Source organism: Photobacterium alginatilyticum, from assembly GCF_009910675.1.
Taxonomy (GTDB): domain Bacteria; phylum Pseudomonadota; class Gammaproteobacteria; order Enterobacterales; family Vibrionaceae; genus Photobacterium; species Photobacterium alginatilyticum.
In genome coordinates this window covers 19,238-44,966 of record NZ_RSEJ01000032.1, presented here as the reverse complement: position 1 = coordinate 44,966, position 25,729 = coordinate 19,238, and the positions used below count along the sequence as shown (strand labels likewise).

The following is a 25,729-nucleotide window of genomic DNA, read 5'->3' as shown; positions in this document are numbered from 1 at the left end:
GCTCCTTCAAGCGCCTCCATTCTGCTCAAGAGGGAGGCGTTTTTGCATCTTATTGACAGTGAAAGTTAGTTTTACCATCGAGTTAATTTCTTAAGCATCTGAATAGTAGAGAGTAACCGAATACCTGGTTGTTCTTAGCATTCTGCTATTAGGGCGTGTTGATCTTTGCTGTACATTTTATACTCAGTAATACACCGACAGCCACATTAACATGAATGCCAGCGATAACATGCTGGCATAGTTTCTTTCTATCTTGTCATATCTACTTGAAATAGCTCGATAATGCTTGATTCTAATGAAAGCATTTTCAACCAAGTGACGGTACTTATATGAGCACCAGTCCAAATCACGTCCAATGAGCGAACTCGCTTGGCCGTAGGTTTATTAGGGTATCTTTGCCAAAGTCTTCCAGTAGGTAGCGGAGAATGTCGTAACGATAACGTATTAATAACGGGGTCAGGTCATTGCCTTTTGCCACTTATTACTTTTTGTATATCAAAATTGCTTGAACATCTTTGTTCGAACGCCGAGGCGTAGCCCATAAAGGGGCAGATCTGCGTTACGACGATCTACCCAGGCAGCACAGAATTGGACATTTATGAGTTATCGTTTTTTCTAATTTAGAAAATCATGAATAACTAGAGGTATAGGAAAGTCACTTCGCTTAGTGTCCAGTATTGATGGTGCGGATCAAACTGCGTTACGATCATCCATCTCACACTTGGCGTGAAATGGGCTGATCGCAAGCATTAGATTATCTGTGATCTCGTTAAAGCTGTTCAAGAAAAGTTCGCCAACCGCCTGTCTCGGTAATGTCGGTTGCTCCTTCAACCCCAATGCTTTCACAGATGAACCCCTTGACCCATTCACCCGAGTCAATTTCAACGCTACCCAACCCCAACGGATGTGGAATTTGCACTAATAAGGCACCTAGCTGATTTTTAGGCACGCGCCAAATCTCAACTTCGATTTTTTGGCCTTGATTTGGACTGCGTACTAGCCCAGGTCTTAAGGGTGGCCCGCCCGCGAGGCAATAAAGAGAATAGTTTTCTGAAGTAGTCGTTTTCTGTTTAAAGTTCGCACCTAACGCAATGAGTTGATGGTTGAGCGCTAAATCTTTCATGTGAGCGCCACAAACCAGCAAATCAACACTCTCGCTACTCTCGAGTTCAACTTGTGTTGCCCCCAGTGGCAAGTTCATCGCTTGCTGCCACTCTTTACCTAACGCAATCAAGGCTTCATCTTGGAAGGCTTGGGCAAATAAGGTGACACCAAACGGCAATCCAGCTTCGGTGAAGCCAGCGGGCATTGCTATCGCGCTGTAGTCGAGCAGGTTCATGAAATTGGTGTAGTAGCCAAGGTTGCTGTTTAGGGCAATCGGGTCGTTGCTCACCTCATCAATCGTGTAGATCGTGCCTGCGGTTGGCGTCAGCACAACATCAACATCGTCCATCAACTGATCGCACTGAACTTTAAATGCTTGCAGTTGGTACATGGCTTTAAACGTATCGGCAGCAGAAAGCTCCTTAGCTCCGCCAACGATGGTTTGAATCACATCCAAGCACTCTTGCTGGTTACTATTGAAGAAGGATTCAATCGCAGCGTATCTTTCAGCAACCCAAGGGCCTTGGTAAAGGAGATTCGCCGCCTCTATGAACGGCGACAAATCAAAGGGAATGACCTCTGCACCCAGAGATTCTAGGCGGGCAACCGACTGAGCATAAAGCTTACGGTACTCTTCATTTCCAAAGAACTTAAGTTGCTCGTCAGATGGCACACCAACTCTCAATCCAGAAAACTGAGTGGTTGCTGCAAGCCCTTGTTCGATAGCATAGCGAGCGTAACAATCGCTCTCATCGTAGCTCGCACCCACTTGATAGAGTGTGCTCAGGTCTTCTGCGCTTTTGGTAAAGAATGTCACGCAATCTAATGTGCGGCATGCGGGTACGATACCACTGCAGCTTAACAGCCCCTTACTTGGTTTGAGACCAAATAGATTATTAAACGCTGCGGGTACACGACCAGAGCCTGCAGTATCAGTTCCTAGTGCAAAACAGACTTGATTAGTCGCTACTGCAACTGCACTACCAGAGCTGGACCCACCGGAGATAGACTGCGGATCAAAGCTGTTGTTTACCGCTCCCCAAGGACTGCGTGTGCCCACTAGCCCAGTTGCAAACTGATCAAGGCTCGTTTTACCCAAAGGCACGGCGCCAGCTTTAATCAACTGCTTAACCACATAGGCTGATTCAGTTGGTTGATAGCGATAGGCTTCGCAACCAGCAGTCGTATCTAAACCTTGCAGATCAATATTGTCTTTGATGGCAAAAGGGACGCCAAACAGGGGTAACTGATCAATGTCCTGTTCTGCAAGCTCGGTTATATACGCGTCAAGTTGTTGGTCGGAAATCACTGACAACCAAGCGTTGGATTGATCAGCTCTAACTTGTTCAAGCTTGCCACGCAGAAACTGCTCTACATTAAGTTCACCATTGCGGTAGGCCTCGCGTAGGCCACTGATGGTTAGTGGTTCTGTCGCTGTTTGAAGCGTTGAATTTAAATTTGTCATTGTTCTATCCTCAAACTGCTACGCTGAACACGTATTGACAACCAGTAGTGGCTCACCAGCGTGCACTTGAGCACCGGCCTCATGGCATATAGAGTCAATGACGCCTGAGACACTCGCGATTACTTCAAGCTCCATTTTCATCGCCTCAAGAATCATCACTACATCATTCTCTTTCACGGTTTGACCAGGCTCTACCAGCACTTGCCAAATATTGCCCGCCACATGGCTTTCAATCGCTTCCTGACCTTCTTCGAGCTCGGTTTGTACGCTCGACTGCTCTATTTCAGTTGCAACAAAATTCGCTTGTCCCGTCTCTTCCCAACGTTGACGCTCCTCTTCGAATGCCTTTTGTTGGCGAGCTTTCGCATGCTTAATCTCATCGGCATGTTCATCCAGAAGTGATTGATAATCTGCTAGTGAAAATTCGGTTTCCTCAATCTTGACTGGGTAATGCCCTTGCGGGTGTTTCTCACGAATATCGAGTAGCTCTTCCGCACTAACTTCATAAAACTTAATCTGGTCAAAGAAACGCAGCAGCCAAGGCTTGCTGAAGGCTTCAGTTTGACGGTAGCGATTCCACATCTGCAGAGTTCGGCCTACAAACTGATACCCACCAGGGCCTTCCATGCCATAAACACACATGTATGCACCACCAATACCAACGGCATTTTCAGGCGTCCAAGTACGTGCTGGGTTGTATTTGGTGGTCACCAAACGGTGGCGTGGATCCATTGGTGTTGCCACTGGCGCGCCAAGATACACATCCCCTAGCCCCATAACCAGATAGCTAGCATCAAACACAATGCGCTTAACGTCTTCTACGGAATCAAGTCCATTGATGCGGCGGATGAACTCAATGTTATCTGGGCACCACGGCGCGTCTTTACGCACTACTTCATCGTATTTGCGGATCGCTAGTCGAGTCGCTTCGTCATCCCAAGACAGCGGTAGGTGCACTACGCGTGCTGGAACGGTCAGCTCATCAATGTTATCGAGTGTTGCTTCAATCGCTTCTAGCTCTTCAAGCAACTGCTCTCTTGGCAATAAGAGGTTATCGTAATGAATTTGTAGGGAACGAATACCCGGGGTGAGTTCCTCGACACCCACCAAACTTCGCTCTTGAAGGCTAAGCATCAGCGCATGAACTCGGAAACGAAGGCGAATATCGAGTACCTGAGGGCCATACTCCACCAGTAGGTAATCTTCACCACTTGGTCGATAAACAACTTGTTCACCATACTCGCTTGCTGGAATAGTCTTGATGATGGGTGAATCGAGCTCTGCACTCGGCAGCGCCATTTCATTGATTGTACCCGTCTCAATTTGAGCAAGCTGTGTGCGCTCTGCAATCTCCGCATCTTCTACTGTGACCGGAGTAAAACGAATTTTATCCCCTGCTTTGAGCTGTCCCATCTTCCAAAGGTCAGCTTTGATGATAGTGGCAGGGCACACGAAACCGCCCAAGCTTGGGCCATCTGGGCCTAAGATAACTGGCATGTCACCCGTGAAATCGATGGTACCAACCGCATACGCGTTATCGTGAATATTGGATGGATGCAGCCCTGCTTCGCCACCATCCGCGCGTGCCCAGTTAGGTTTAGGTCCGATTAAACGAACGCCCGTGCGACTTGAGTTAAAGTGCACCTTCCACTCGGCATCAAAGAAGGCATCAATGTCTTCTTGAGTGAAGAAATCTGGTGCACCATGCGGGCCATAGATCACTCGGATCTGCCATTCGCCATTAAACTCCGGCTGAGTGATGGTGCTGATTTCTGGGGCAATACATAGTTCTACTTGGTTGATATGAAGTACATCGCCCGCTAGCAATGCACGGCCAGCGTGGCCACCAAATTGACCAAGAGTGAAGGTTGAGCGACTACCCAGGTACTCTGGGCAATCAATGCCACCCTGAATGGCTAAGTAGGTTCGAGCGCCATCGAACACTTTGCCCAGCTTGAGGGTTTGCCCTGCTTGAATCTCGACAGCTTTGTTCATTGCAACCGATTCACCATCCAATGTCGCTTGAATGCTTGCACCTGTCAGAGCGATTCGAGTTTGTTGGTTAAATTTAAGCGTTGGGCCAGAAACAATGATCTCCAACCCTGCACATGACCCTTTATTCGCAAGCAGTGTGTTGGCTAAACGGAAGCTCAGTGCATCCATCGGGCCTGAAGGTGGCACGCCAATGTCCCAATAGCCAGTTCGCGCCGGGTAATCTTGTATGGTGGTTTGTGTCCCACCACTGATAACGTCTAAGGTGTTGGGTTTGAACTCGAAAGTATTGAGGGATTGCGTTAGCACCTCGCCTTTCTTCACCAATTCGCTGACCAATAGCTGGCTCAAATACGCTTTGTTATGTTCTATGCCGTAAATTGTACTGTTATCGAGGCTATGCTTGAGCTCTGCTAGTGCTGTGTCTCTGTCATCCGCATGCACGATCACTTTGGCCAACATCGGGTCAAAGAATGGCGATACTTCCACACCCGCTTCAATCCAGTGTTCAATGCGTAAATTCTCTTGTTCTGCCCACTCAACATGGCTTAATAGGCCAGCACACGGCTGGAAATTCTTATTGGCGTCTTCGGCGTAAAGGCGAACCTGAATCGCATGGCCTTGTGATTTGAGATTGGCACCCAGTGCCTCTAGCTCTAGCTGCTCTGCCCCTTGGCGAATCATCCACTCGACGAGATCGACACCAAACACTTCTTCAGTGACGCCATGCTCTACCTGTAGGCGGGTGTTCACCTCTAAGAAATAGAACGCTTGTGTTTGTTGATCTAATACGAACTCAACAGTACCGGCATTTCGATAATTAACCTCACTGGCTAATCTTACAGCTGTATCCAGCAGCTTGGTTCGGGTTTCATCACTGAGGTTAGGCGCAGGTGTCTCTTCGATAACTTTCTGGTTTCGGCGCTGCGCAGAGCAATCACGCTCACCCAAGGCAACCACATGACCTTGCCCATCACCGAAGATCTGCACTTCGATATGACGCGCTTGTTGAATAAACTTCTCGATGAACACGCCGCTGTTACTGAAGTTGTTCTCACTTAGTCGCTTAACGCTGTCATAAGCCTCATCGAGTTCTTGGCTTGTAAAGCAGCACTGCATACCGATGCCACCGCCACCAGCGGTACTTTTGAGCATCACTGGGTAGCCGATTTTCTCTGCTTCCTGCAGTGCTTGTTGTTTGTCATTAAGTAGGTCTGTACCAGGAAGAAGCGGCACGTTTGCTTGAGTGGCAATGTTGCGCGCAGAGTGTTTAAGGCCAAACGATCGCATTTGTTCTGCTGTTGGTCCTAAAAAGACCAATCCTTCTTGTTCGCATCGCTCAACAAACTCTGGGTTTTCACTCAAGAAGCCGTAGCCAGGGTGAATTGCTTGTGCGCCCGACTCTTTGGCTATTGTGATAATTTTGTCTTGATCAAGATAGGTCTCGGTTGCCCCACCTTGGCCTAAAGAGTACGCCTCATCAGCACCGACAACGTGTAAGCTCTGAGAGTCAGCTTCACTGTAAATAGCAACGCTGCCAATATTGAGTTGTTTTAGTGTGCGGATAACTCGGCAGGCAATGGCTCCACGGTTAGCAATTAATACCTTACTAAACATATTTTCGTCCCTAAAATCCGGGTCGTCCCGGAAAAAGTAAGAGCATTCACTAGGGTCGTCCCTTGCTCATTTTTCTCAGCTATTGTGCTGATGTTATTGCCAAATAATTATTCCCAGACAATGACTTCAACCGGGGTTGGGTTATAGGCATTACATGGGTTATTCAGTTGTGGGCAGTTCGACATAAGAACGATGGTGTCCATATGAGCTTTGAGCTCTACGTATTTACCTACACCACTGATGCCATCGGCAAAACTTAAACCGCCTTCTTGCGTGATTGGCACATTCATGAAGAAGTTGATGTTGTGGGTAATATCGCGCTTCGACATACCAAACTCTTCATTCTCCGCAACAGCCAATAGCCAGCTATCACGACATGCGTGCATGCATTTTTTATCTAATGAATAGCGCACAGTATTACTTTCGGTTGCACATGCGCCGCCTAGCGTATCGTGTCGACCACATGTGTCTGCGACGATTTCTAACATCACATTGCCTTGGTCAGATAAGATCTTGGTGCCTGCGGTTAGGTAGACGTTACCCTGCTCGCGAATGGTGTCGATGGCGCTGTAACGCTCTGATGGGTCGTCAGCGTTGTAAAACAGTGTGTCTGCCGCTTGGTTACCCTCGATATCGAGAATGCGAAACGTCTGCCCTTTTTTTACCACCTTCATATAGTAATCTCCGGCTGAGACGACATCACGATACAGTGCTTCACTTGGCTGTAATGGGCTTTCTACGATCATGCTGTACTCCTTTAGCAATGATGATGGTGGTGAGAGGAAGTATCGAAGCCTTGCTGGGTCGACGATGTATAACGGCGATTGTTCTCAAAACCTCGCGCGTTCTCTTTGCGGTGATTCAGACAGATATCACTTTCAAGCATTGGCTCTGATTCAAACACCGTGACCTCAACAGGCTGGTATGGGTAAGCCTCTGCGGGGTTAAGGGGATGCGGGCAGGTCGTCATCACAACTAACGTATCCATTTCAAAGCGCAGCTCAATGCAGTCGTCTGCTTTGCTGTGCTGTGGGTCATAACTCAGGTTGCCAGCTTCATCGGTAGAGACCTTGCTAAATAGATTTAAGTTCGCCGCCAAATCACGCTTACCTAAACCATACTTAGCTACCTCGACCAGCAGCGCATCATAGCCGTTCTGTTTCCATTGGTTACGCTCGGTTTGGTAGTCACGCTCGCCCCACTTTTCAGCGACCTTTTTCTTATTGGCAACGCCACATACTGTATCTATCCAGCCGGTATCATCGCGAACAATTGAGCAGAAGATACGTCCCATATCTGAATACAAACAGTTACCCTCAGTCAGCTTAAAGGTGTGCTGGCATTTGAGTGTATCTGGCGCGTTGTAACGCTCTAATGGGTTCGCTGGGTTGTAAAACAGCACACTTAGGTTTGCGCCGCCTTCTAGGTCTTTGAACCGAACGGTTCGACCTTTGGGCACCACCATAGACCAGTGCGCGGCCCCAGGCAGAGTGTCTGAAAATATCACTTCCTGTTTTGCTGACATGTTTCATTCCTTATGCAATTTTTTGGAGAAGTTGTTCTGGTTGGGTGTGTTCCAACTGTTCGGTTGGAATATCAAACGTCACCTGCGCACCAAAACGCTCTGAAGCTTGCTCATCCTGGCGAGTGTGGTCAAACACCCATAGTCGGTTGCCTAAATGGAAGCCTTCGCTGAGATCGTGCGTGATCATGAATACCGTCAGGTTCTGCTCTTTCCAAAGGGATTTCACTAACACGTGCATGTCTTTGCGAATGCCCGGATCAAGTGCACCAAACGGCTCATCAAGAAGCAAAATTCTTGGCTTCTTAATTAACGCCTGGGCAATAGAGAGGCGCTGCCTCATACCACCGGATAACTCATGTGGGTATTTATCTTTAGCGGCCAGCAAGCCGACCTGTTCCAGCATTTTAAGTGCCTGCTCTTTGGCTTGTTGCTTCTTGGCGCCAAACAGTCGACCCAATAAGGTGCTAGAAACGCTTTTTTCCTCAAACTCATAGCCGAGCATCACGTTCTCAAGTGCCGTCAGATGGGGAAACACTGAGTATTTCTGGAACACGATGCCTCGCTCCACACCCGGCTCTTGCGTCAATGGTTCACCATCCAATAGCAGCTCGCCTCTTGATGGTGTTTCCGTACCTAACAGCATATTGAGAAAGGTGGTTTTACCACAGCCCGACGCACCTACGATGCTGACGAAATCACCTTCATTGGCGGTCAGGTTCAAACGCTCAAGTACGATGTTGTCGCCATACTCTTTCCACACCTGTTTCACTTGGATGATTGGCTGCTTTGTGTCGTTAGTAGCAAGCGAGTTAACCATTGTTCTCTCCCTGAGACTGATGATACCAAGGGCTTAGCTTTTTCGAGGCTAAACGCAGTAGCCAATCCATGCTGTAGGCCAAGATGGTGATCCACAATACGTAAGGTAGAATCACGTCCATGGATAGGTAACGACGTACCAAGAAAATGCGGTAGCCCAAACCTTCGGTTGCCACAATCGCTTCAGCGGCAATCAGGAACAGCCATGCGCTACCCAACGTAAGGCGAACTGCTTCAATGAGTTTTGGCATAATCTGTGGAAGGATTACTCGCATGATGATCTGCCAACTGTTAGCTCCCAACGTCTGAGCCTTGATTAGCTGCTCATCCGGTAAGCTCTGTACCCTAAGTTGAATGTCTCGAATGATGATTGGACACACACCAATCACAATCAACACCACCTTGGATAGCTCGCCAACGCCAAATGAAATAAACAAAATCGGCAAGATAGCCATCGGTGGAATCAAAGACACGGCGGTGATTACCGGTGACAACGAAGAGCGCACCAATGGAATGATCCCAGTGGCAATACCAAGGGATAAACCAATCAAGGCACTGATACCAATCCCCCAGCCCAATCTTGCTAGGCTGGCGAAGGTATCTGTCCACATCAGGTATTCACCGGTTCTTCGGCTTGGGGTAAACGCCATTCTGTCGATAGCGTCGGCAAAACTGCTGAATGCGGGAAGCAACTTATCAGCGGAGTTAGCGGCCAGTCTGGTATCTGATGCCGTCACATAGACGGCAAGCAGGATCAGAAATGGCATCACACCGAGCATCACTCGTCCCAACTTAGACGGATGGCGGTTAATTACTTTGGTCATAACGACTCCATTTACAACGACTGAAGAGTGAGATTACAGCTTGTTATCCGCTGCCATCTGCATGTATTCAGAAGTGAATCGGAGCTTGATGTTGCTTGGGTCACCATAAACGCCAGTCGGTGTCTCTACGCCAATGAAGCCCGCATCAGGCGCACCTTCACCTAGCAGACCATGCTCGAATGAGAACTCACTCACTTTCTGCATGGTTGCCGCTAGTTTAGGGCTTTGCGTGAAGCTCACTGCTTCATCCGCTGAGTAGAACATGTTGGTCGCTTCTAACTGAGACTTATAGCCATCAAGGTCAGTACCTGATGCTTGCGCCATGTAGGATTTGGCTTCATCACCCTGCTCTGATGATTGCATGATAGACATGATTTCATACCAAGCCCCTGTCAATGCCTTACCTAGAGCGGGATTACTTTCTAACGTTTCGGTATTTACAACCAATAGGTCAATGATTTCACCAGGGATATCAGAAGAGTTGAAAACAAAAGATGTGTCTGGCTGAGAGGTGATTTCGCTCAGTAGCGGGTTCCAAGTGACAACCGAAGTGACTTGGTTAGTGCTGAACGCTGCAACAAGGTCAGCATCCGACGTGTTCACCACTCTCACGTCACGTTCACTCATGCCCACACTTTCAAGTGCGCGCGCCATCAAGTAATGAGACACACTCAGCTCGACAAGGTTAATCGACTGCCCTTTCAGGTCTTCTAGCTTCTTGTCCCCTTTAAGGACAATGCCGTCGTTACCATTTGAGAAATCACCGACCACGAGAGCGGTAGAGTCAACACCGCTCGCTGCAGGAATGGTCAATGCATCCATGTTGGTCATTACAGTGGCATCGAACTGACCTGTAGTGAACTGGTTGATGGACTCAATGTAGTCATTAACCTGAACAACGTCTATTTCAATGCCGTACTTGTCTGCCCATTTATCCAAGATTCCAGAGTGGTCTGCATAGTCCCATGGCATCCATCCGACATAGATAGACCAAGCAAGAGTGAACTTCTCTTTCTCTTGAGCTAGTGCGATTGGGGAAAAAACGGATGCGAGTAGGGTAGTACCAACAACAGATGCGAGTAGGCTTTTTTTGATTTGAGCTTTCATTGGAATCTCCTCCATGAGGTCACTAAAACTAAATATCAACACAAGAGACGCAACCAATTGGTTTGGTTTAATCTCCCGGGCTTCTATCCCTCCGTGTGACCTCTCGCGAGGTTGACAACTCTCGACCCAGACACTGCTTACACAGCCGGAACCCTAGATGTCTATTTCCCAAATTGTGAGTTAGCCAGACAATGATGCCAACTAACTTTGCGTTCTTGTAGGTTCACAACACTCACAGCAATCTTCATGCCACCTATAAAAACACCTTAAAATCAATAATTAAAATAAATATGGATTTACTTCTTGCCCTATATGTATGGCCATCTTGGTGCAAAAGCGCTAGTTGGGTGCAACAAAAGTCCTCCAAGTAATTAGGTGTACTTGAGGTATAAGGAAAACTAAGTCAATGACAGCTTTTAGAAGTAAGGTGCGAGTTGGGCTTAACTTCGAATGGGGCAAACATGTGCCAGCTTGAAGACCTTGCACACAACTGGACAAAAGCTTTTAGGAGAGGAACATTAACTATCAAACTATATTGTCTACCGATAATTGAGTTCATAACATGACGAAGACCTCCATGGAGAAGTTCTTGTTCTCTTATTGTCCCATTGTCTCAACCTCAAACGCAACACGTTGACTATAAACAGATGAGCATATATACCCATAAAGCACTATGTCTATGGAGTATATTATGTCGATTGAAAGCGTTGTTGGTTGGGCCAACAATTTGAAGAGAAATCTCTGGTGGCGTCACGCGCTCAGACTAGCCGCAGAGAAAGGCGAACTGGGTGGAGATGATTTACGATTACTCCTGAATGTTGCCAAAATGGAATGTGGTCTTGAAGAAAGAGATGAATCTTTCGAGTCTTATATTGCCCCCCTTGTTCTAACAGGATTTGGTGAAGAAAAGTATGCGGTAAAACTGACTAGTATTAGTCATGTTAATAATGTATCTGCTCTTGTATCTAATGCCTCACTTCAGTTTCAGGATGAGGGTTTAACTGCCGTCTATGGTGACAATGGCTCAGGTAAATCGAGCTATGCGAAAATTTTGAAAAATGCATGTCTTACTCGTGGTAGCACACCAAGGATTCTACCAAATATTTATAGTGACCAAACTGGCACAGCAAGTGCTGAGATTGCGATTACGATTGTTGATAGTCGACAAAATATTGCTTGGGAGTCGACCGATGCTCCTCATGAAGATCTGAAGGCTATTCGTATTTTCGATAACACTTCTGCGGCTCATTACATTTCCGATGAAGACTCGATTGATTACAAACCTGCAGGAATGAAATTGCTATCTCAACTAATGCGAACCTGTGAGTTTGTAAGAAGTGAAAGTGAACGTGAGAAAAGACCATACTTAGAAGCAAACCCACTACCTAAATTCAAACCTGGTGGTTGCGCTTTGGCTTTAGTATCTAGCCTATCCGATAAGACCGAGCAACAAGCTATTGATGCTATTTGCCTGTCTAAAGAAGAGGAAAAATCAATACCTGTTCTTAAAGAGGAACTCATCAAATTAAAGACAAGTACACCAGAGCAACTTAGAAAAAGCTATAGAGACAACTACAAAGAACTTCAGCCGTTATTTGGTCATATAAACAAGCTAAAAGGGAAATTAGGTCAAGAGCGTTTTGATGCCATTAAAAGCGCATATGACGACTTTAAAACGAAGCAAGGGGCTGCTGAGATAGCTCGTAAGCAAGCAATTGAAGGGAGTGACATTTCAGGCATTTGCTCACCTGAATGGAGAGTTATGTGGGCTCATGTTCAGAAGTTTGTGCAAGCACACAACTTTGCCCTTGCATTTCCACCAGCAGAGGGGGAGCCATGCCCTACTTGTTTGCAGCCAATATCCGAAGAATCTGCTGAGAAGCTGAAGTCTTTCAATGACTACTTACAAGACAAAACTCAAATTGAAGCCAACAAGGCAAAACGCATATTTGACACTTATATTGCTGACCTAAAACGATTGTCATTTGACTTGAAGCCATATGAGTTCATTTTGGGCAAGATTGGTGACTTCAAAAAAGAAATCGCTGATGGCATTAAGGAACTAAACTCATCATTTGAAATTATTCGCAATAACCTCATCAAAGAAGAACCTGACTTTTCCCAAATCAAAGTTGAGTTTAATGCGCTTGAATGGATTGGTGGTCAAATTGTTTCCTTGAAACTAAAAGAAGAAAGCGTAAAAACAAACGCAGACCTAGAGAAACAAGTCGCCGAACTTACCAATAAGATTGAAGAGCTTGAAGAAAGAAAAATATTTACTGCATCCAAGCAGAATGTGTTGAAAGAGATTGAACGTCTAAAAATGGTCGCTCTGTTCGGTGCGCTAACACAGACTTGTCAATCAGGCACTATCACAACTCAAACAAGTGCGATTGCGAAAATTGGAGCTATTGGTAACATTGAAGAAGCATTTCATGCTGAATTGCAGAAGCTCGGGTTCAGAAACTTCAATGTAAGCACGGAAACTCGTGGTTCTCGCGGCAAACAAATGCTTAGATTCAGCCTCACAGACAAGACGAACGGCATTGTCGACGTAGCTAGTGAAGGTGAGCAAAAATGTGTTGCCTTAGCCGGCTTCCTGGCAGAGCTTACCGTTGATGAGAGAAAGTCGGCCATCATCTTTGATGACCCTATTAACTCTCTTGACCATAAATGGCGTCGTAAGTTTGCAGAACGTATTGCCGAAGAAGCCTTACACCGTCAGGTTATTCTATTCACCCACGATATGCCTTTCTTGATAATGCTGGAAGAAGCAACAAACAGAGCCAAATCGAAATACAACGCTATCTCAATTGCTAAACGTGGCAAATTATCTGGTTATCCAATGGCAGAGCCTCCATGGGATGTTAAAAGCACAGCTGACCGCGTGAAAGAGCTGAATCTGATTATGCCAGAGCTGAAAAGTCACGAGGATAATGATGAAGTGGAAGCCTATGAACATATGGCCAGATTCACGTATAACAGAATGCGTGAGACTTGGGAAAGACTCGTAGAAGAGTGGCTGCTTAAAAAAGTCGTCGAGAGATTTGGGCGAGGTGTAAAAACACAAAGTCTTCGAGATGTTGTTCATAAAGGCGGTATTACAGCGGAAGATTATGACACCATTGATGCTGGTATGTCTAAATGCAGTACGTTCATGTATGGACATGACCAAGCTCCTGAACTTAGCGATGGCGTTCCAAATTATGCCGAGGTTCAAGGCGACCTAGATGCTCTAAAAGAGTACTTCAAACAGTTGAAGAAACGCCGTTCATAAAAACTGACTAGCGCCTCATTATCGAGGCGCATTTTTGTGTCTATGAGGTGACAAAGTCACAATCAGAGCCCTCGGATAACTTCTGATAGGTCAAAATGAAATAAACAGAACACGCATGAGCTTCTGTTGTAACTGATAAAGGGGCAGATCTGCGTTACGACGATCTACCCAGGCAGCACAGAATTGGACATAAGTGTGTTAGGTGATCTTATCTAGCTATTGCGGCTTGGATGAGAATAAGTATTGCATATGTTTTGTAGATAAAATGCAAGACCAAGGCTCTTTATTTCTTTAATAGTTCGACTACAAGAATGTGGTTTAGCGCAATCTCACATAAAGCTTTTTCCCAATTGTTCAACAGTTTATCTAATTGCTGTAACATATAGCACTTAAGTCAATAGAGTCTTAGCGAATATGTCTTTTAGAGTACTGAAGGTTTCAATAGATGGCCAAGAACATGAGCTTTCCTACCCACTCAATGGTGATGAAAATTACATTACAGTGATGACAGGAAAAAATGGTAGCGGTAAAAGCAGCATTTTAGAGTTTATATCAAGTAACTTTGTAAAGAATGATGATTTTTTACGCTACCACCCAGAACGTTGGTCAAGAGGGTTCAATAAAATAAGTGATGGTTATAATGAGAATACAATCACTTACAAATCTGGTGGTTACAAAGTCGTTGCAAAAGAATTATCCAAAGAGTTAGCAATGGCTTTCATATCTAGAGCCCATCCTGAAAACAGATATGAGGTGTTTCCAACTAAGTTAATATGCTTGTCTACAAGTCCTTTTGATCGTTTCCCAGCAAATAAGCGTCGATTAAAATATGAAAATGATGAGGAAGTTTTAGAGAGCATCTACACATATATAGGCCTAAAGAGTAGCGCGTCTTCACTTTCAGTAAAATCATTGATTAATAATGTAATTGATAGCATTCTTAAGTCGCCCGATAGAATAAGAAGCAATATTGATGTAATTAAAGATACATTGAGTTATCTGGGCTATGGAAAACGGATTCGACTCACTTTTAAATCAAATATGCCTCCTAGCACACTTTTTAGTGGAGATAAGTCTGCAGTTTTAGACTGGCTGATTAACAATCATTGTATTGAACCCAACTTATCATTTAATGAACAAACTGATAAACTGCTTCTTGCAACCTCTACTCTAAGAGCAAAGCATAATAATGTAAAAGGACAATTTTCAGTTTCGATTCGGCTATCTGAAGAACATATCCTTAACGATGAATACATTGCATCAGTACGAATGCTGTTGAGTTCTGGGGTAATAAGGATGATGGGCTTTAAGCTGTCTTTAAAAGAGGACAACCGGAAGTTCATAACGTTCTCTCATGCAAGTTCTGGAGAGCAATGTTTAGCATTGATGATGCTTGGTATAGCAAGTGTTATTGAGAATAACTCACTTATTTGTATGGATGAACCTGAGATTAGTCTTCATCCTAAATGGCAAGAAGAGTTTATACCAATGATTCAAAAAGCGTTCAATTCATATCGAGGGTGTCATTTTATTATTGCGACACATTCACCATTGATAATTTCTAAGTTGAACTCACAGAACTGTAGCGTGTTAGACCTTGATAGAAATGAGCTGGTTAACAAATTCAACACTACAGAGTTCTCTTCCGACTATCAGCTGGCAACTTTATTTAAAGCTCCTGGTTTCAAAAATCAGTACTTGGTCAACGAGTGCCTAGATATCCTCTCGCATCTATCGAAATCAGCTGATGCTGAAGCTTCGATAATGACAAGGTCAAAGAAGGTTATCGAACTGATTTCTACTCTAGATGAAAATGATCCTGTTTATTCCTTAGCTTCAACTATTCAAAAGGTTATTGAGGAGTAAACGATGATAGGTGAAGTAGTTAAGTACTCCGAAGAAGAGAAAAATTTAGTTGACGATTACACTCAACGACAAAATATACAAAGTAATGATTGGTCTGATAAAAAGTTTGAAGCAATAAAGAGCTCAATTAAATCTCATTATAAGGAAGTACAGGAATATACCTGCCCTTATTGCAAAGTTAAGTATCCAGTCAAACATGGTATGGCATGGGACATAGAGCACATTATACCTAAAGATAAGAAGCCTCAGTTTATGTTTGAGCCTCTAAACCTCTGCGTATCTTGCAAAGATTGTAATGGTGCTAAAGGGAATGAAGAGGTGCTCGTAAACAAAAATAGGAAGACATTCCCAAGTGCGAGTAAAGACTACAAACTTGTCCATCCGCATTTTGACCAATATGAGAAGCACATAAACGCGATTACTCCTGGCGATTTTTATAGGCCTCTGAGCAAGAAAGGTGAGTTCACTATTATTACGTGTAGGTTACTGCGATTCTATGGCGTGGTAGATAGAGAGCAACCAGATATTGAGATAGATGAGCTTGCCAAAGCGATGATTAGTAGTGATGGGGCAGCACGGCGAGTACTCGAGGATGAGCTTGTTAAACGAATCAAGCTGAAACGAGAAGAGGCTCTTTGAGAGGGAAGCGTTGGGAGCCTTAAATCGGTGTAATGGAAAATGGCGACAGGTTACGAGTCTCCACGATGCCACCTGATAGCTCCAGAATATTTGATAAAGCGACGCCATTTTGGCCTATCGAACACCATCTTCAAGTAGTAGTATGGATATATCGTACACCGCAACTAAATAGAATAAACACCCATATAATTTCAAATTGGTACTCTTACTTATAGGACTTTATTATGGAATGGCTTAAGTACATAGTTTGGGTTATCACGTTCGGGACAACCTTTGCTGGAGCTTGGATTTTCGAGTTCACATCTCCCAATCAGAGCACTGGTAGAAAGGAAATCACTAAACCAGGCTATGTGGCCATGTTATTAGTTCTAATTGGGGGAGCACTTGGACTGTATCTGACCTATCAAGGCGACCTTGACAAGCAACGTGCTACGAATAATAGCGAGCGGTACCAAAAGCAAAGTGACTATTTTCAGAAAGAGAGTGTGAAGTTTCAAGAGGAGGCTCAGAAAGCATTTGCAAAGGCTAATAAGGATAGAGAAGTAATATTCGATCTACTGACAGTGCTTAACAACAATAAAGACTCTCTAAACATGAACGATAGGCTCCGTGTCGCCAAAGTTGTAAATGAAAGTTCTGAGTTAGAGGCTGTTTACCCTGATTTGGCTAAAAGCCTTGATGAGGCTACTTCTGTTGATGATATAGTTGATATCGCTAAAGAGATAGCCGAACGAAATGTCGAGGTTAGATTTAACACAGATCGTGCTGGTTGCTCTGCACAGTTTGACCGTGACGAGGCTGGCTATTTCACAAACCTTACATCAGGCAGTCTTTTATTGTTAGTTCGAGCCAGCCCATATGAGAGCTACTTTAAATTTATAGATCTTGACCACTATTCGAAGTCACCGGAAGAGGTAACGAATTGGAAAGGAGTTGTCACATTCAACTTCAAAGATCTTTCCATTGATTCACGATGTACCACGCGCACTTCGAGTGACTGTAAAATAACGCTTAGCGACGGCAGTTCTAAAACCATGCGACTTTTCTCACAATTGAGAGATAATAGCCTTCTTTCAATTGAAGCACCTCGCGTAAATGGCGGTAAGTCAAAGTACTCATTTAGCGATAAGGCCAGTGATGAACTCCGAAGTCGTTTTAAATGCATTTTTATTTAAACAGCTCCAACTGGTCGGCTTCAAACCAAGACTACAACTATTACAAAAAGCAAGATAGGCTATATCACGGTTTTTAGGTGCTGACATTAAATTCTGACCAACTTGCTCTAATACAGAGAGCGAGTAAATACAGAAACAAGGACGCACTTCGGGCCAGCGCGGTTATGGTTGCCTTTTAATTGTCTGAAATGATAACCATCACGTTGACAACCGAATGTGATACCAACGAGCGTAGATAACGCTTCGGCAGTAGAATACCATTTTGAACAGAATAAGCTTGGTTTGCTTCCTAACGGTAGTCTTTTTTGAAAAGATAATCATGTATTCGACATCACTGATGCGCCAATGCCTTGTGCTTCATGCTCCCGTTAATCTTGAGGTTCTTCAGAAAAAGTGCGCGTAGTTTTCTTGTGAATCTAGATACTTAAGTCAACATAGCCTCGCAAACACCTCCCAAAATCCAGACGCAGAGTGATTATTCTTCCTGACGGCTTTGGTTAAACTCTCGCAATACAGCTCTGTCACTTTACGCAGGGCGCCAGTTACAAGGCTGATAACTTCAGGCTGGGTTCGCTCAAAAAATTCATCATAGAGAAGAGGTATAGGTAAGCACTCCACTAATGGAATTATGTCTTTGTCACGCAATTTTGCACTAGAGGTGAGCGACTGCAACAGAGCTAGCAATACATTTTCTACCCCACTAGCTATTTCAGATAACAGTGTCTGTTGCACGAGTTTACATAAGCACGATTGTACAAGTGCTTTAATATTGTCTTGTTCCCATAGTGAGGTTGACTGCAATGTTATTAATCTTGCCAGCGCATCTAGCTGCGTATCGTCACCATCGTTAATGATGTCCTCCATACACGCGTAAGCCATAGAGCTAATGTTATTTTGGATGTTTAAGCAGATCAGGTTGTGGATTACCTCAATGCTGGTGCTTCTGATGATCTTCTCTTGAAAGTCGTCAGGATGAAGCGGAACGGAAGAAAACTCGAAGTCACGCAACACTATCCTGGTAAAGTGATCGATACAGAAATGCCCGATATTGAGGCTAACGGCCAGTGCGTGGCTCATTAGGAAGCTATGAGTACATAAATCTCGTAGTTTTAGCTTTAACTCCAATGGTACGTTGAGTTTTGAATCAGAGTGTTGTTGTGTCCTTTCTAATATCAATGACAAGTTAGCAATGAAGTTACTCGGCAATGATATTAGATCATCATATTCCTCAAAGAAAACAGTGTAATGATCGTCATTGTACACGGGCCATTTGCCTTTAAATGTTTCACAGCATTGATTCAGTAACGTGTACACATCATCAGTCATATGCCACGTGCAGTTGTCGAATACATTCGGCCCAAGGCATGCTAGGAAAATGGCGGTCATTTCATCAATGACGAAATCGGTGCATTGTGTGTTAACGGGGGGTTCATTACTGTTGTTGATGACGATTTTTATATCTGGGCACAGCACAGCTAATATCGCTTTTTGAAAATTATCCTGACCGTTAATAAAGCGATACTTCATGTCCACTGGTAGTGGCTGTTCCATTAACGGCTTCAGTTTCTCTCTCGATTCCTTTATTGGTGCGGCTATCTTATTAATTTCAGCCAATACCTCTTCAGCTGTCGCTTTTTCAGGTAGCTTAATGATGTGAAAAACTTCTTTTTCGTCGTCGTCCATTATCTCTGAAGCAATATGGTAAACAGCATGAATGGGTGACAGCTTGTCGGCTAGGGTAAACAATTTTACCGGCAATAATAATGCATCACCCTTTTTAGCATCGATAAGCCTTCTAGCAACTATGCCATTGCTCTCGATGAGATATTGGGGACAGTTAGATACAAAGAGTTTTCGTACCACCAGCTTAATGTGTGATTGATGCTCGCCAGTGTAATTAAAAGCGTGCAGGTACTTCCCAACTTCCATTGGCCAGTTTTGCTCTGGAAAGTGTTGATGTGCGTGGAACACTAAGTTGAAGTAGTATTTAGCATTGTTGTGAGGATCATTGCAGAACCAATCAATGATAGTTTCTGCAACATCCTCAATCCTATGGCAGAAATAAAATAGTAATCGCCAGGAGTAATCTTCGAAGTAATCATCAAAGATACTCAACGGGATTTCATATGAAAGCTCTCTTGCCTTCTCTTTGTCTTCTGTATATACCGACTGAAGGTACTGCCCCCACAAGTACACAAGGTTTCTTTTTTCATAAGGCTCCAAGGATTCCTTTTCTTGGTACTTGTCTATATTGTTACGAAGTAGGCTAGCTGCTAACTGGTAGTCTTTTTGGTTACCAGCAAGTATCGAATAGAGAGTCACCACTTCCTCTCGTTCTTTATCTTCCAGCGCAAGCGCGTCTAGCTTCTCCTCAAGCGTTTGGAACTGCCTTGAGGCATGAAGATAAGATAGGTACGAATAAAAAGGCTCTGAGAGCCAAGGAACGTGGTCGCCAAAGACAATATCTGATAACAGCACAGCAAATTCAGGATAGCCATGCATTGCTAATTCAGGGGCAACGATGTTTACGAATGAAGCATTTAAGGTGATATCTTTAAAACTGCGTATCGCACTTTCGATGTCGTTAAAGGGGAACTCTATTTCTTCAAGAATAGAAGCGCTCCTAGCCGCTAGCGCGATCATGTTAGCTTTAGCCGCAACATTGTCCTTCTCGGCAAGAAGATTAAGGGTTCCTAGGATGAGTTCACTATCTCCGCTTTCATAGAGAAGTTGGCAAGCATGAAAGTTGCAATGGTCTTCTTCCTTTTGATTAACGAGCGCTTGCATCAGCTCTTCTGGTTCGCATTGGCGCAGTTCTTCAAAATCCTTGCTCATCGTACCCAAAATTAGAGACTCAAGCATATCGTCATCAAAGAAGTTCTTCGCCTCTAGGTGCTCTTTATTTCTCTTTAAACAGCTCTCCACGGACACATTCGTCATGTGTGTGTAACGGAACAATTGAAAAAGGATATGCAGTAGCCTGAAATCAGGAAGCTCGCTTTCGTCAATCAATGAAACGAGATCAGTACACAATTTGTCAAATCGGGTTTTCTCTTCGTATGTAAGGCAGTAAAAATCCTTATCAATTTCATTATGATTTGATAGGCACTGGAGAATAAGGCTCTCTCGTTTGAACTCGTGTAATGGTTTGATAAATTGCAATCTATCCAGAACGTTTTTAGCCTGTTCAAACATGGAAAGGTCGATGGATTTTTCAAAGAGTGCGACAAGTTCAAAGTCGGATAAGGCTTCAATACTCTCACAGATTGCCTCCACGTATTCCTTTGTCGCAAGTCTGCGAAGGTAAACATACTGGGGTATCGTTATGTCATTCAGTGTTCCGGATATGTCTTCAAAGCGCTGGTGGGCCGAATCAACGCCTTTTCTTTGCTCGATGAGCTTTAGTAACGCCGCTTCTGCCAAGCCTTGTGTTAGAGGGGCTAATTGCGAAGATTGGCTGTACCCCTCGACTTTTTGAATGTCTTCGGTCGTGACCTCATCGGTCAATATTATTCTAAGACACGAAACGGCCAATCTAGCCTCTTCGTCTAGCGTGGTAATCTCACTGACCATCTCCAGACGCTCTAATGCTGAACCTACTTTGTTTTCCTGCAAAAAATCGAGTGCTTTAATAAGGCTAGGGCGAATTGGTTCCAGACTTACGGTGTCGGTAACTTGCACCATTAACGTGTCTATAAACACGCCATTATTGACGTATTTGTTTCCTTTGAACGCGTCACCTGATCCATTGCTGGTGATATTGCAAGTGCTCATTGATACCTCTTGGAGCGTACACTTTTTTGACTTCGAAGAAAGTGGGATGAGAGAGCATTACCCAGCACATTGCAGTAACTGGGTAAAGGCGGAGCTAACCTATGAAGAGCTAATTTTTGCTATCGCCGCCGTTTACGACAATCTTATCGCCGCCTATTTTATCACCATAGAATGCATCACCATCACCATTGGCCGTAATATTGATGACTTGCTTAGGTTGAGTGTTTAACTCTTTAACAATGGCTTGGAGTTGAGCGTTTGTCTCAATAATTGCCGCTAGTTGCTCCTTAGATTCAGCGTCTTTAAATTCACGCTTATCAAGCTCTTGCGCAATGGCGGCTGCAACTGTGTCATCTAGGTTAACCAAGTTATCTAATGCTGCTTTTACAAAAGCTGCTGTTGGTTTAATTGTTGATTTAACCAGGTCATAAAGTGCACCACCAAGGATTGCGCTTGTAACAAACCCCATAAATTCCTATTCCTTAATCCATATTTTTAGAGCGGCCTATTATACAAGCACTTTTTGTGCAATAGAAAGCGCATCATTTGCGAATTCCGCAACTCGTCAATCGCTCACCGAGAAGTGTCATTTTTTAATTAGAGATAACCACCAGCTTTATCACTCAAGGTTTTACAGAAAAACTTACGAGTATCAAATGAAAGGTATTCATCATTACATTACCATTTTCTCACCATAATGCGTGTAATTAACTTATTTCTAAGAGCGCTGAATTCGGATAACTTTTGGTAGGGCAGGCACACGCCAAGAAAAAGTGAATGAGTATTTACTCTGAATGATGTTGGGGCAAACCTGAGTTAGAGCAATCTGTCAGTTCAGATTAAGCCGGGATTTGAGAGCTGACAGATTGAATGTACTTAGTGTCAGTTTAGCCCTAGCCATCTTTCACCCCTCCAATAATTAATTTGATCACAAGGCGAATATAGATGCCAATCAATTACTTGCAAGTTATTGATTGGTTGTTTTATACGTCAGAGCTGACCATTCATTGTTATGCATGAGGTGTGATAGGTTGGCTGCATAGCAACGGTTGATTCAGAAAATGGAAGCATACTATGCGGTAGCTTCATTCTCAGCATACCTATCTCTATAGTCGCAATTTGATTTGTTTTTAGCTGTCGAGACAGATAGAGCAAGTTACTGTAGTTCGAAGCTTTGGGGCACATTACAACAAAAAGCGAACTGTACTCTTCCTATACTCTAAAGTGATTTGGCTCTATCAAAATCCTGTAGGGAGTAAGCTATGGGTCGCTCTTTATTTCTATTTTTCACCTTCATCGTATTCGGACTCCAGCCCCTAGCAGCATTGGCCGCGAGTGATTCCGACAAGTATGCCCGTGCCCGAGAGACAATGGTTCAAGACCAGCTAATCAAGCGCGGCATCGTCGACAAGAGAGTGCTAGCGGCAATGAACAAGCTCCCCAGGCACCTTTTTGTACCGAAGGTTCTGGCGTTTAAAGCCTATACAGACTCCCCTCTGCCGATCGGAGAAGGACAGACCATATCACAGCCATATATTGTTGCCCTGATGACGGAGGTTCTCGAACTCAAAGGCAATGAAAAAGTACTCGAGATCGGGACCGGCTCTGGATATCAGGCCGCGGTGCTTTCCGAGGTAGCCAAAGAAGTAATTAGCCTCGAAATCAAGAAAAAGCTCTGTGTTAAGGCCAGCAAGCTCCTTGACTCGCTAGGCTATACCAATGTTGAAACACAGTGTGGTGACGGCTATTTCGGTTGGAATAAGGGAGCGCCCTATGATGCGATTATGCTCACCGCAGCCATAGACCATATCCCTCCGCCTTTATTGGCGCAACTCAAGGATGGAGGGCGGCTAGTACTCCCCTTGGGAAACCCCTTCAGTTATCAAAACCTTGTGCTCGTCACCAAAGAGAATAATAACTATAGGGTTTGGCAAATTGCCGGTGTTCTCTTTGTTCCCATGACCGGACACGCAATGAAGCCCTTCGGGAAATAACAATGAGTCTCCCGGCAGTTTTCCTGGTATCCCTTTCTTCGCTCGCCTTTGAGGTACTACTGGCCAGGATCTTCTCGATTAGCCAGTGGAATCATCTCTCCTTTATGGTGATCAGCATTGCGCTATTTGGCTTTGCTGCCAGCGGCACCGTACTTAGTATTCTCGATTCAAGAAAAACTAACTGGGTAAAGCGACTTGCGGCAGGGAAAGCAACATCTATTTTAGTACTACTCTACAGCTGTTCTACACTTGTTTCCTTTCTTATCCTTATAAAACTTCCCCTTGATTACTTCAGGCTTCCACTGGAGTCAATCCAGGCATTTTATCTTTTTCTCAGCTACACGCTTCTCGCGATACCATTTTTCTTCGCCGGTTTTATTGTGCTTTCAGCCTATGTCGAACAGCCAGAAAACACGGGCTTCATTTACTTTTCCACTATGGCAGGCTCTGCTCTGGGCACAATTCTTCCCTCCCTGTTGCTGCCTTTTATCGGAGAAGGAAAACTTGCCGTGACCGTTGCAATAGTTCCTCTATGTTATGTAACAGCAGCCGCTTTAATAATAAATAAGAAAACTGTTGGCTGCCGTTATCAGCCCCGGAACCTATCTTTATCTCTCGTCAGCACCTGTATTATGCTGCTGACTATGCCCCTACTCTTCACTCCATGGGGCGCTACTCAGCTGGCTGTCACCCCATCACCGTATAAATCTCTGAGTCAGCTTTTGCAATTTCCTCAGTCAACAGTCACAGAGTCGAAGAGCAGCATAACGGGCAAAATTGACACAGCGACCAGCCCCTATATTCGCTACGCACCAGGCCTCAGCCTCAAATATAGCGGCAGCCTTCCTTTGCAAAGCGCCATTTTTCGCGACGGAGACGAGCAACTGGTTCTCTATGGCGCTGATAGCAGCTCGAAGACGTTCGAGTTTGCGAGGTTCACCTTGCCATCGGTAGGTTATGACTTTGTCACCCTTCCCCAAAGCGCACTGCTTGTTATACGAGGCGGAGGAACCAGCATACCGACAGCACTTGCTGCCGGGATCCCGGATGTAACTGTTATTCATGAAAGCCCAAGTATATCTCGAGCCATAGCAGAGCATTATAAGTTGCGTACAACGCCCGAGAACCCTCGAATATTCCTCAGACACTCGCATACAAAATACGACATCATCCACATTGAAAGCTGGGGCACATCTCTGGCTGGCTCTGCAGCGCTTAGTCAAAAGTACCTATTCACAACGGAAGCCTTCGAGGAGTATCTGAACCATCTTAATGAAAAGGGAGTCATTATCGTTTCGCGCAAGCTGCTGCTTCCTCCTTCCGACTCGATCCGGTTATTTTCTACGGCACTTCAGGCCCTACACGAGAGCGGCAAAAAGGATCCACAGCATCACCTTGCTCTATTTAGAAACTGGGGAATATTCACATTAATCGTTAGTAATGATCCTATTAAAAATATTGAAGTTCCGATGAGCTTTGCTGAAAGGTTGAATTTCGACATTGTCTATATCCGGGATATGCAGTTATCTCTTGCCAATCGCTTCAATATTTTCGACGTTCCCCATCATTACCTTGCCGTCGAAAATCTTCTCCAGCATTACAGCGAAAAGAGGGAAAAACATTTTTTCGATGATTACCTTCTGGATGTCGCTCCACAGAATGACCACAGACCATTTCCTGGCCGCTTTATCAAATGGGACAGATTAGGAGATTTGTACCAGAGCATGGGAAGCAGACCCTATTCAATGCTACTTTCAGGTGAGGTCGTCATTGCTGTCGTTTTCATTGAAGCACTGGCTGTCTCTGTCCTACTGTTATTGCTTCCCAAACTCTTCGCCAAAGGGAAACAAAGGAAAGTCCCTTTATCCCAGAAGCTCTATTTCTTTTCCATCGGAGCGGGATTTATGTTCGTGGAAATCTATTTCATCAAAGCCTATATCCAGATATTTTCCAGTCCGGTGCTTAGCTTTACTTTTGTCCTGGCAGGTATTCTGCTCTCATCTGGGATCGGCGGATGGTGGTCGCAAAAAATGGGAAGAAATGCTGTTACCTATTCCCTGTCGGGTCTTTTCCTAATGCTTCTTAGCATCCTTTATTTAATGGATTTGATAATCGAACACCTTCTGGGCTTACCCGTACTTCTTCGCTATCTAATTGCCCTGCTTATACTTTTTCCTCCGGGATTCATCATGGGAGTGCCGTTTACTCTGGGAATGCGCTGCCTCCTAGAAACCCCACTACAGCGGGCCTATGCCTGGGCGATGAACGGATGCGCTTCGGTTCTCACCTCGATTGTCGCTGCTGGGCTTGCACTTCAGTTCGGAATCCTGTCCATTATGCTTTGCGCAACAGTATTTTACTTATTAGCGGTATTTTGTTCGAGAACCTCGGTAACAGATCAAGCTGGCTCGCTCCCTTAAGTTAATATCCCGAGAGCCGATATCATCTTGGACAGCATATGCACGATTGATAATTCAAGCAGTGAGTTGTTAATAATTCATCGCTTTATATTTCTTGGCCGGAGTAAAAAGAAATGATTATCACAACTCACTGT

General features: G+C 44.5%; 15 protein-coding genes, 1 pseudogene and 1 riboswitch. Of the genes and pseudogenes, 6 read left to right on the top strand and 10 right to left on the bottom strand.

All coding sequences use genetic code 11. The features are described from left to right. Window positions 1–183: 183 nt before the first annotated feature. The 8 genes and pseudogenes from EIZ48_RS23890 to EIZ48_RS23855 form a co-directional block, all read right to left on the bottom strand. Window positions 184–345, bottom strand: a pseudogene (locus EIZ48_RS23890) (IS5/IS1182 family transposase); the annotation flags it as partial. Window positions 346–769: 424 nt separating this feature from the next. Then, complete coding sequence (atzF, locus tag EIZ48_RS23885) at window positions 770–2,569, bottom strand: allophanate hydrolase (protein WP_160657338.1); 1,800 nt, start codon at window positions 2,567–2,569, stop codon at window positions 770–772. Window positions 2,570–2,587: 18 nt separating this feature from the next. After that, a complete protein-coding gene (uca, locus tag EIZ48_RS23880; RefSeq protein ID WP_160657336.1) occupies window positions 2,588–6,178 on the bottom strand; it encodes an urea carboxylase in 3,591 nt (1,196 codons plus the stop codon). A 107-nt stretch (window positions 6,179–6,285) separates the two neighbouring features. Then, window positions 6,286–6,924 (bottom strand): urea amidolyase associated protein UAAP2, encoded by a 639-nt coding sequence (locus tag EIZ48_RS23875; RefSeq protein WP_160657334.1) that lies wholly within the window; start codon window positions 6,922–6,924, stop codon window positions 6,286–6,288. 11 nt (window positions 6,925–6,935) lie between these two features. After that, entirely contained in the window at window positions 6,936–7,703 is a 768-nt protein-coding gene (locus EIZ48_RS23870; RefSeq protein ID WP_160657332.1) for an urea amidolyase associated protein UAAP1, read from the bottom strand. A gap of 10 nt (window positions 7,704–7,713) precedes the next feature. Then, window positions 7,714–8,520: an ABC transporter ATP-binding protein gene (locus EIZ48_RS23865; RefSeq protein WP_160657330.1), complete on the bottom strand. Its 807-nt coding sequence runs from the start codon at window positions 8,518–8,520 to the stop codon at window positions 7,714–7,716. Further along, a complete protein-coding gene (locus tag EIZ48_RS23860; RefSeq protein WP_160657328.1) occupies window positions 8,513–9,343 on the bottom strand; it encodes an ABC transporter permease in 831 nt (276 codons plus the stop codon). The genes EIZ48_RS23865 and EIZ48_RS23860 overlap by 8 nt, the downstream gene beginning before the upstream one ends. 33 nt (window positions 9,344–9,376) lie before the next feature. Further along, a complete protein-coding gene (locus EIZ48_RS23855) occupies window positions 9,377–10,450 on the bottom strand; it encodes a putative urea ABC transporter substrate-binding protein (RefSeq protein WP_192928716.1) in 1,074 nt (357 codons plus the stop codon). 70 nt (window positions 10,451–10,520) lie between these two features. Continuing rightward, window positions 10,521–10,618: riboswitch (guanidine-I (ykkC/yxkD leader) on the bottom strand. Between the two features lie 523 nt (window positions 10,619–11,141). Between EIZ48_RS23855 and EIZ48_RS23850 the strand changes: the two genes are divergently transcribed. From EIZ48_RS23850 to EIZ48_RS23835, 4 genes are all read left to right on the top strand, one after another. After that, window positions 11,142–13,727, top strand: coding sequence for an AAA family ATPase (locus tag EIZ48_RS23850; protein ID WP_160657324.1), 2,586 nt, complete (start codon window positions 11,142–11,144; stop codon window positions 13,725–13,727). A 414-nt stretch (window positions 13,728–14,141) separates the two neighbouring features. Further along, window positions 14,142–15,593 (top strand): ATP-binding protein, encoded by a 1,452-nt coding sequence (locus EIZ48_RS23845; RefSeq protein ID WP_160657321.1) that lies wholly within the window; start codon window positions 14,142–14,144, stop codon window positions 15,591–15,593. 3 nt (window positions 15,594–15,596) lie between these two features. Then, window positions 15,597–16,232: an HNH endonuclease gene (locus tag EIZ48_RS23840; RefSeq protein WP_160657318.1), complete on the top strand. Its 636-nt coding sequence runs from the start codon at window positions 15,597–15,599 to the stop codon at window positions 16,230–16,232. 224 nt (window positions 16,233–16,456) lie between these two features. Beyond that, on the top strand, window positions 16,457–17,407 hold the full coding sequence (locus EIZ48_RS23835) for a hypothetical protein (RefSeq protein WP_160657316.1): 951 nt from the start codon (window positions 16,457–16,459) through the stop codon (window positions 17,405–17,407). Window positions 17,408–17,836: 429 nt separating this feature from the next. Here EIZ48_RS23835 and EIZ48_RS23830 read toward each other — a convergent pair whose 3' ends face one another. Next, entirely contained in the window at window positions 17,837–21,181 is a 3,345-nt protein-coding gene (locus EIZ48_RS23830) for a hypothetical protein (protein ID WP_160657313.1), read from the bottom strand. 109 nt (window positions 21,182–21,290) lie between these two features. Beyond that, window positions 21,291–21,650, bottom strand: coding sequence for a hypothetical protein (locus tag EIZ48_RS23825; protein ID WP_160657312.1), 360 nt, complete (start codon window positions 21,648–21,650; stop codon window positions 21,291–21,293). 793 nt (window positions 21,651–22,443) lie between these two features. Here EIZ48_RS23825 and EIZ48_RS23820 point away from each other — a divergent pair. Next, a complete protein-coding gene (locus EIZ48_RS23820; RefSeq protein WP_160657310.1) occupies window positions 22,444–23,175 on the top strand; it encodes a protein-L-isoaspartate(D-aspartate) O-methyltransferase in 732 nt (243 codons plus the stop codon). Between the two features lie 2 nt (window positions 23,176–23,177). Further along, window positions 23,178–25,595: a spermidine synthase family protein gene (locus EIZ48_RS23815; RefSeq protein WP_160657307.1), complete on the top strand. Its 2,418-nt coding sequence runs from the start codon at window positions 23,178–23,180 to the stop codon at window positions 25,593–25,595. The last annotated feature ends 134 nt before the right edge of the window (window positions 25,596–25,729 follow it).

What these genes read in the sequence shown, in the direction of transcription:
- atzF (WP_160657338.1), bottom strand. Translation starts at nt 2,569, where the DNA reads ATGACAAATTTAAATTCAACGCTTCAAACAGCGACAGAACCACTAACC.
- uca (WP_160657336.1), bottom strand. Translation starts at nt 6,178, where the DNA reads ATGTTTAGTAAGGTATTAATTGCTAACCGTGGAGCCATTGCCTGCCGA.
- EIZ48_RS23875 (WP_160657334.1), bottom strand. Translation starts at nt 6,924, where the DNA reads ATGATCGTAGAAAGCCCATTACAGCCAAGTGAAGCACTGTATCGTGAT.
- EIZ48_RS23870 (WP_160657332.1), bottom strand. Translation starts at nt 7,703, where the DNA reads ATGTCAGCAAAACAGGAAGTGATATTTTCAGACACTCTGCCTGGGGCC.
- EIZ48_RS23865 (WP_160657330.1), bottom strand. Translation starts at nt 8,520, where the DNA reads ATGGTTAACTCGCTTGCTACTAACGACACAAAGCAGCCAATCATCCAA.
- EIZ48_RS23860 (WP_160657328.1), bottom strand. Translation starts at nt 9,343, where the DNA reads ATGACCAAAGTAATTAACCGCCATCCGTCTAAGTTGGGACGAGTGATG.
- EIZ48_RS23855 (WP_192928716.1), bottom strand. Translation starts at nt 10,450, where the DNA reads ATGAAAGCTCAAATCAAAAAAAGCCTACTCGCATCTGTTGTTGGTACT.
- EIZ48_RS23850 (WP_160657324.1), top strand. Translation starts at nt 11,142, where the DNA reads ATGTCGATTGAAAGCGTTGTTGGTTGGGCCAACAATTTGAAGAGAAAT.
- EIZ48_RS23845 (WP_160657321.1), top strand. Translation starts at nt 14,142, where the DNA reads ATGTCTTTTAGAGTACTGAAGGTTTCAATAGATGGCCAAGAACATGAG.
- EIZ48_RS23840 (WP_160657318.1), top strand. Translation starts at nt 15,597, where the DNA reads ATGATAGGTGAAGTAGTTAAGTACTCCGAAGAAGAGAAAAATTTAGTT.
- EIZ48_RS23835 (WP_160657316.1), top strand. Translation starts at nt 16,457, where the DNA reads ATGGAATGGCTTAAGTACATAGTTTGGGTTATCACGTTCGGGACAACC.
- EIZ48_RS23830 (WP_160657313.1), bottom strand. Translation starts at nt 21,181, where the DNA reads ATGAGCACTTGCAATATCACCAGCAATGGATCAGGTGACGCGTTCAAA.
- EIZ48_RS23825 (WP_160657312.1), bottom strand. Translation starts at nt 21,650, where the DNA reads ATGGGGTTTGTTACAAGCGCAATCCTTGGTGGTGCACTTTATGACCTG.
- EIZ48_RS23820 (WP_160657310.1), top strand. Translation starts at nt 22,444, where the DNA reads ATGGGTCGCTCTTTATTTCTATTTTTCACCTTCATCGTATTCGGACTC.
- EIZ48_RS23815 (WP_160657307.1), top strand. Translation starts at nt 23,178, where the DNA reads ATGAGTCTCCCGGCAGTTTTCCTGGTATCCCTTTCTTCGCTCGCCTTT.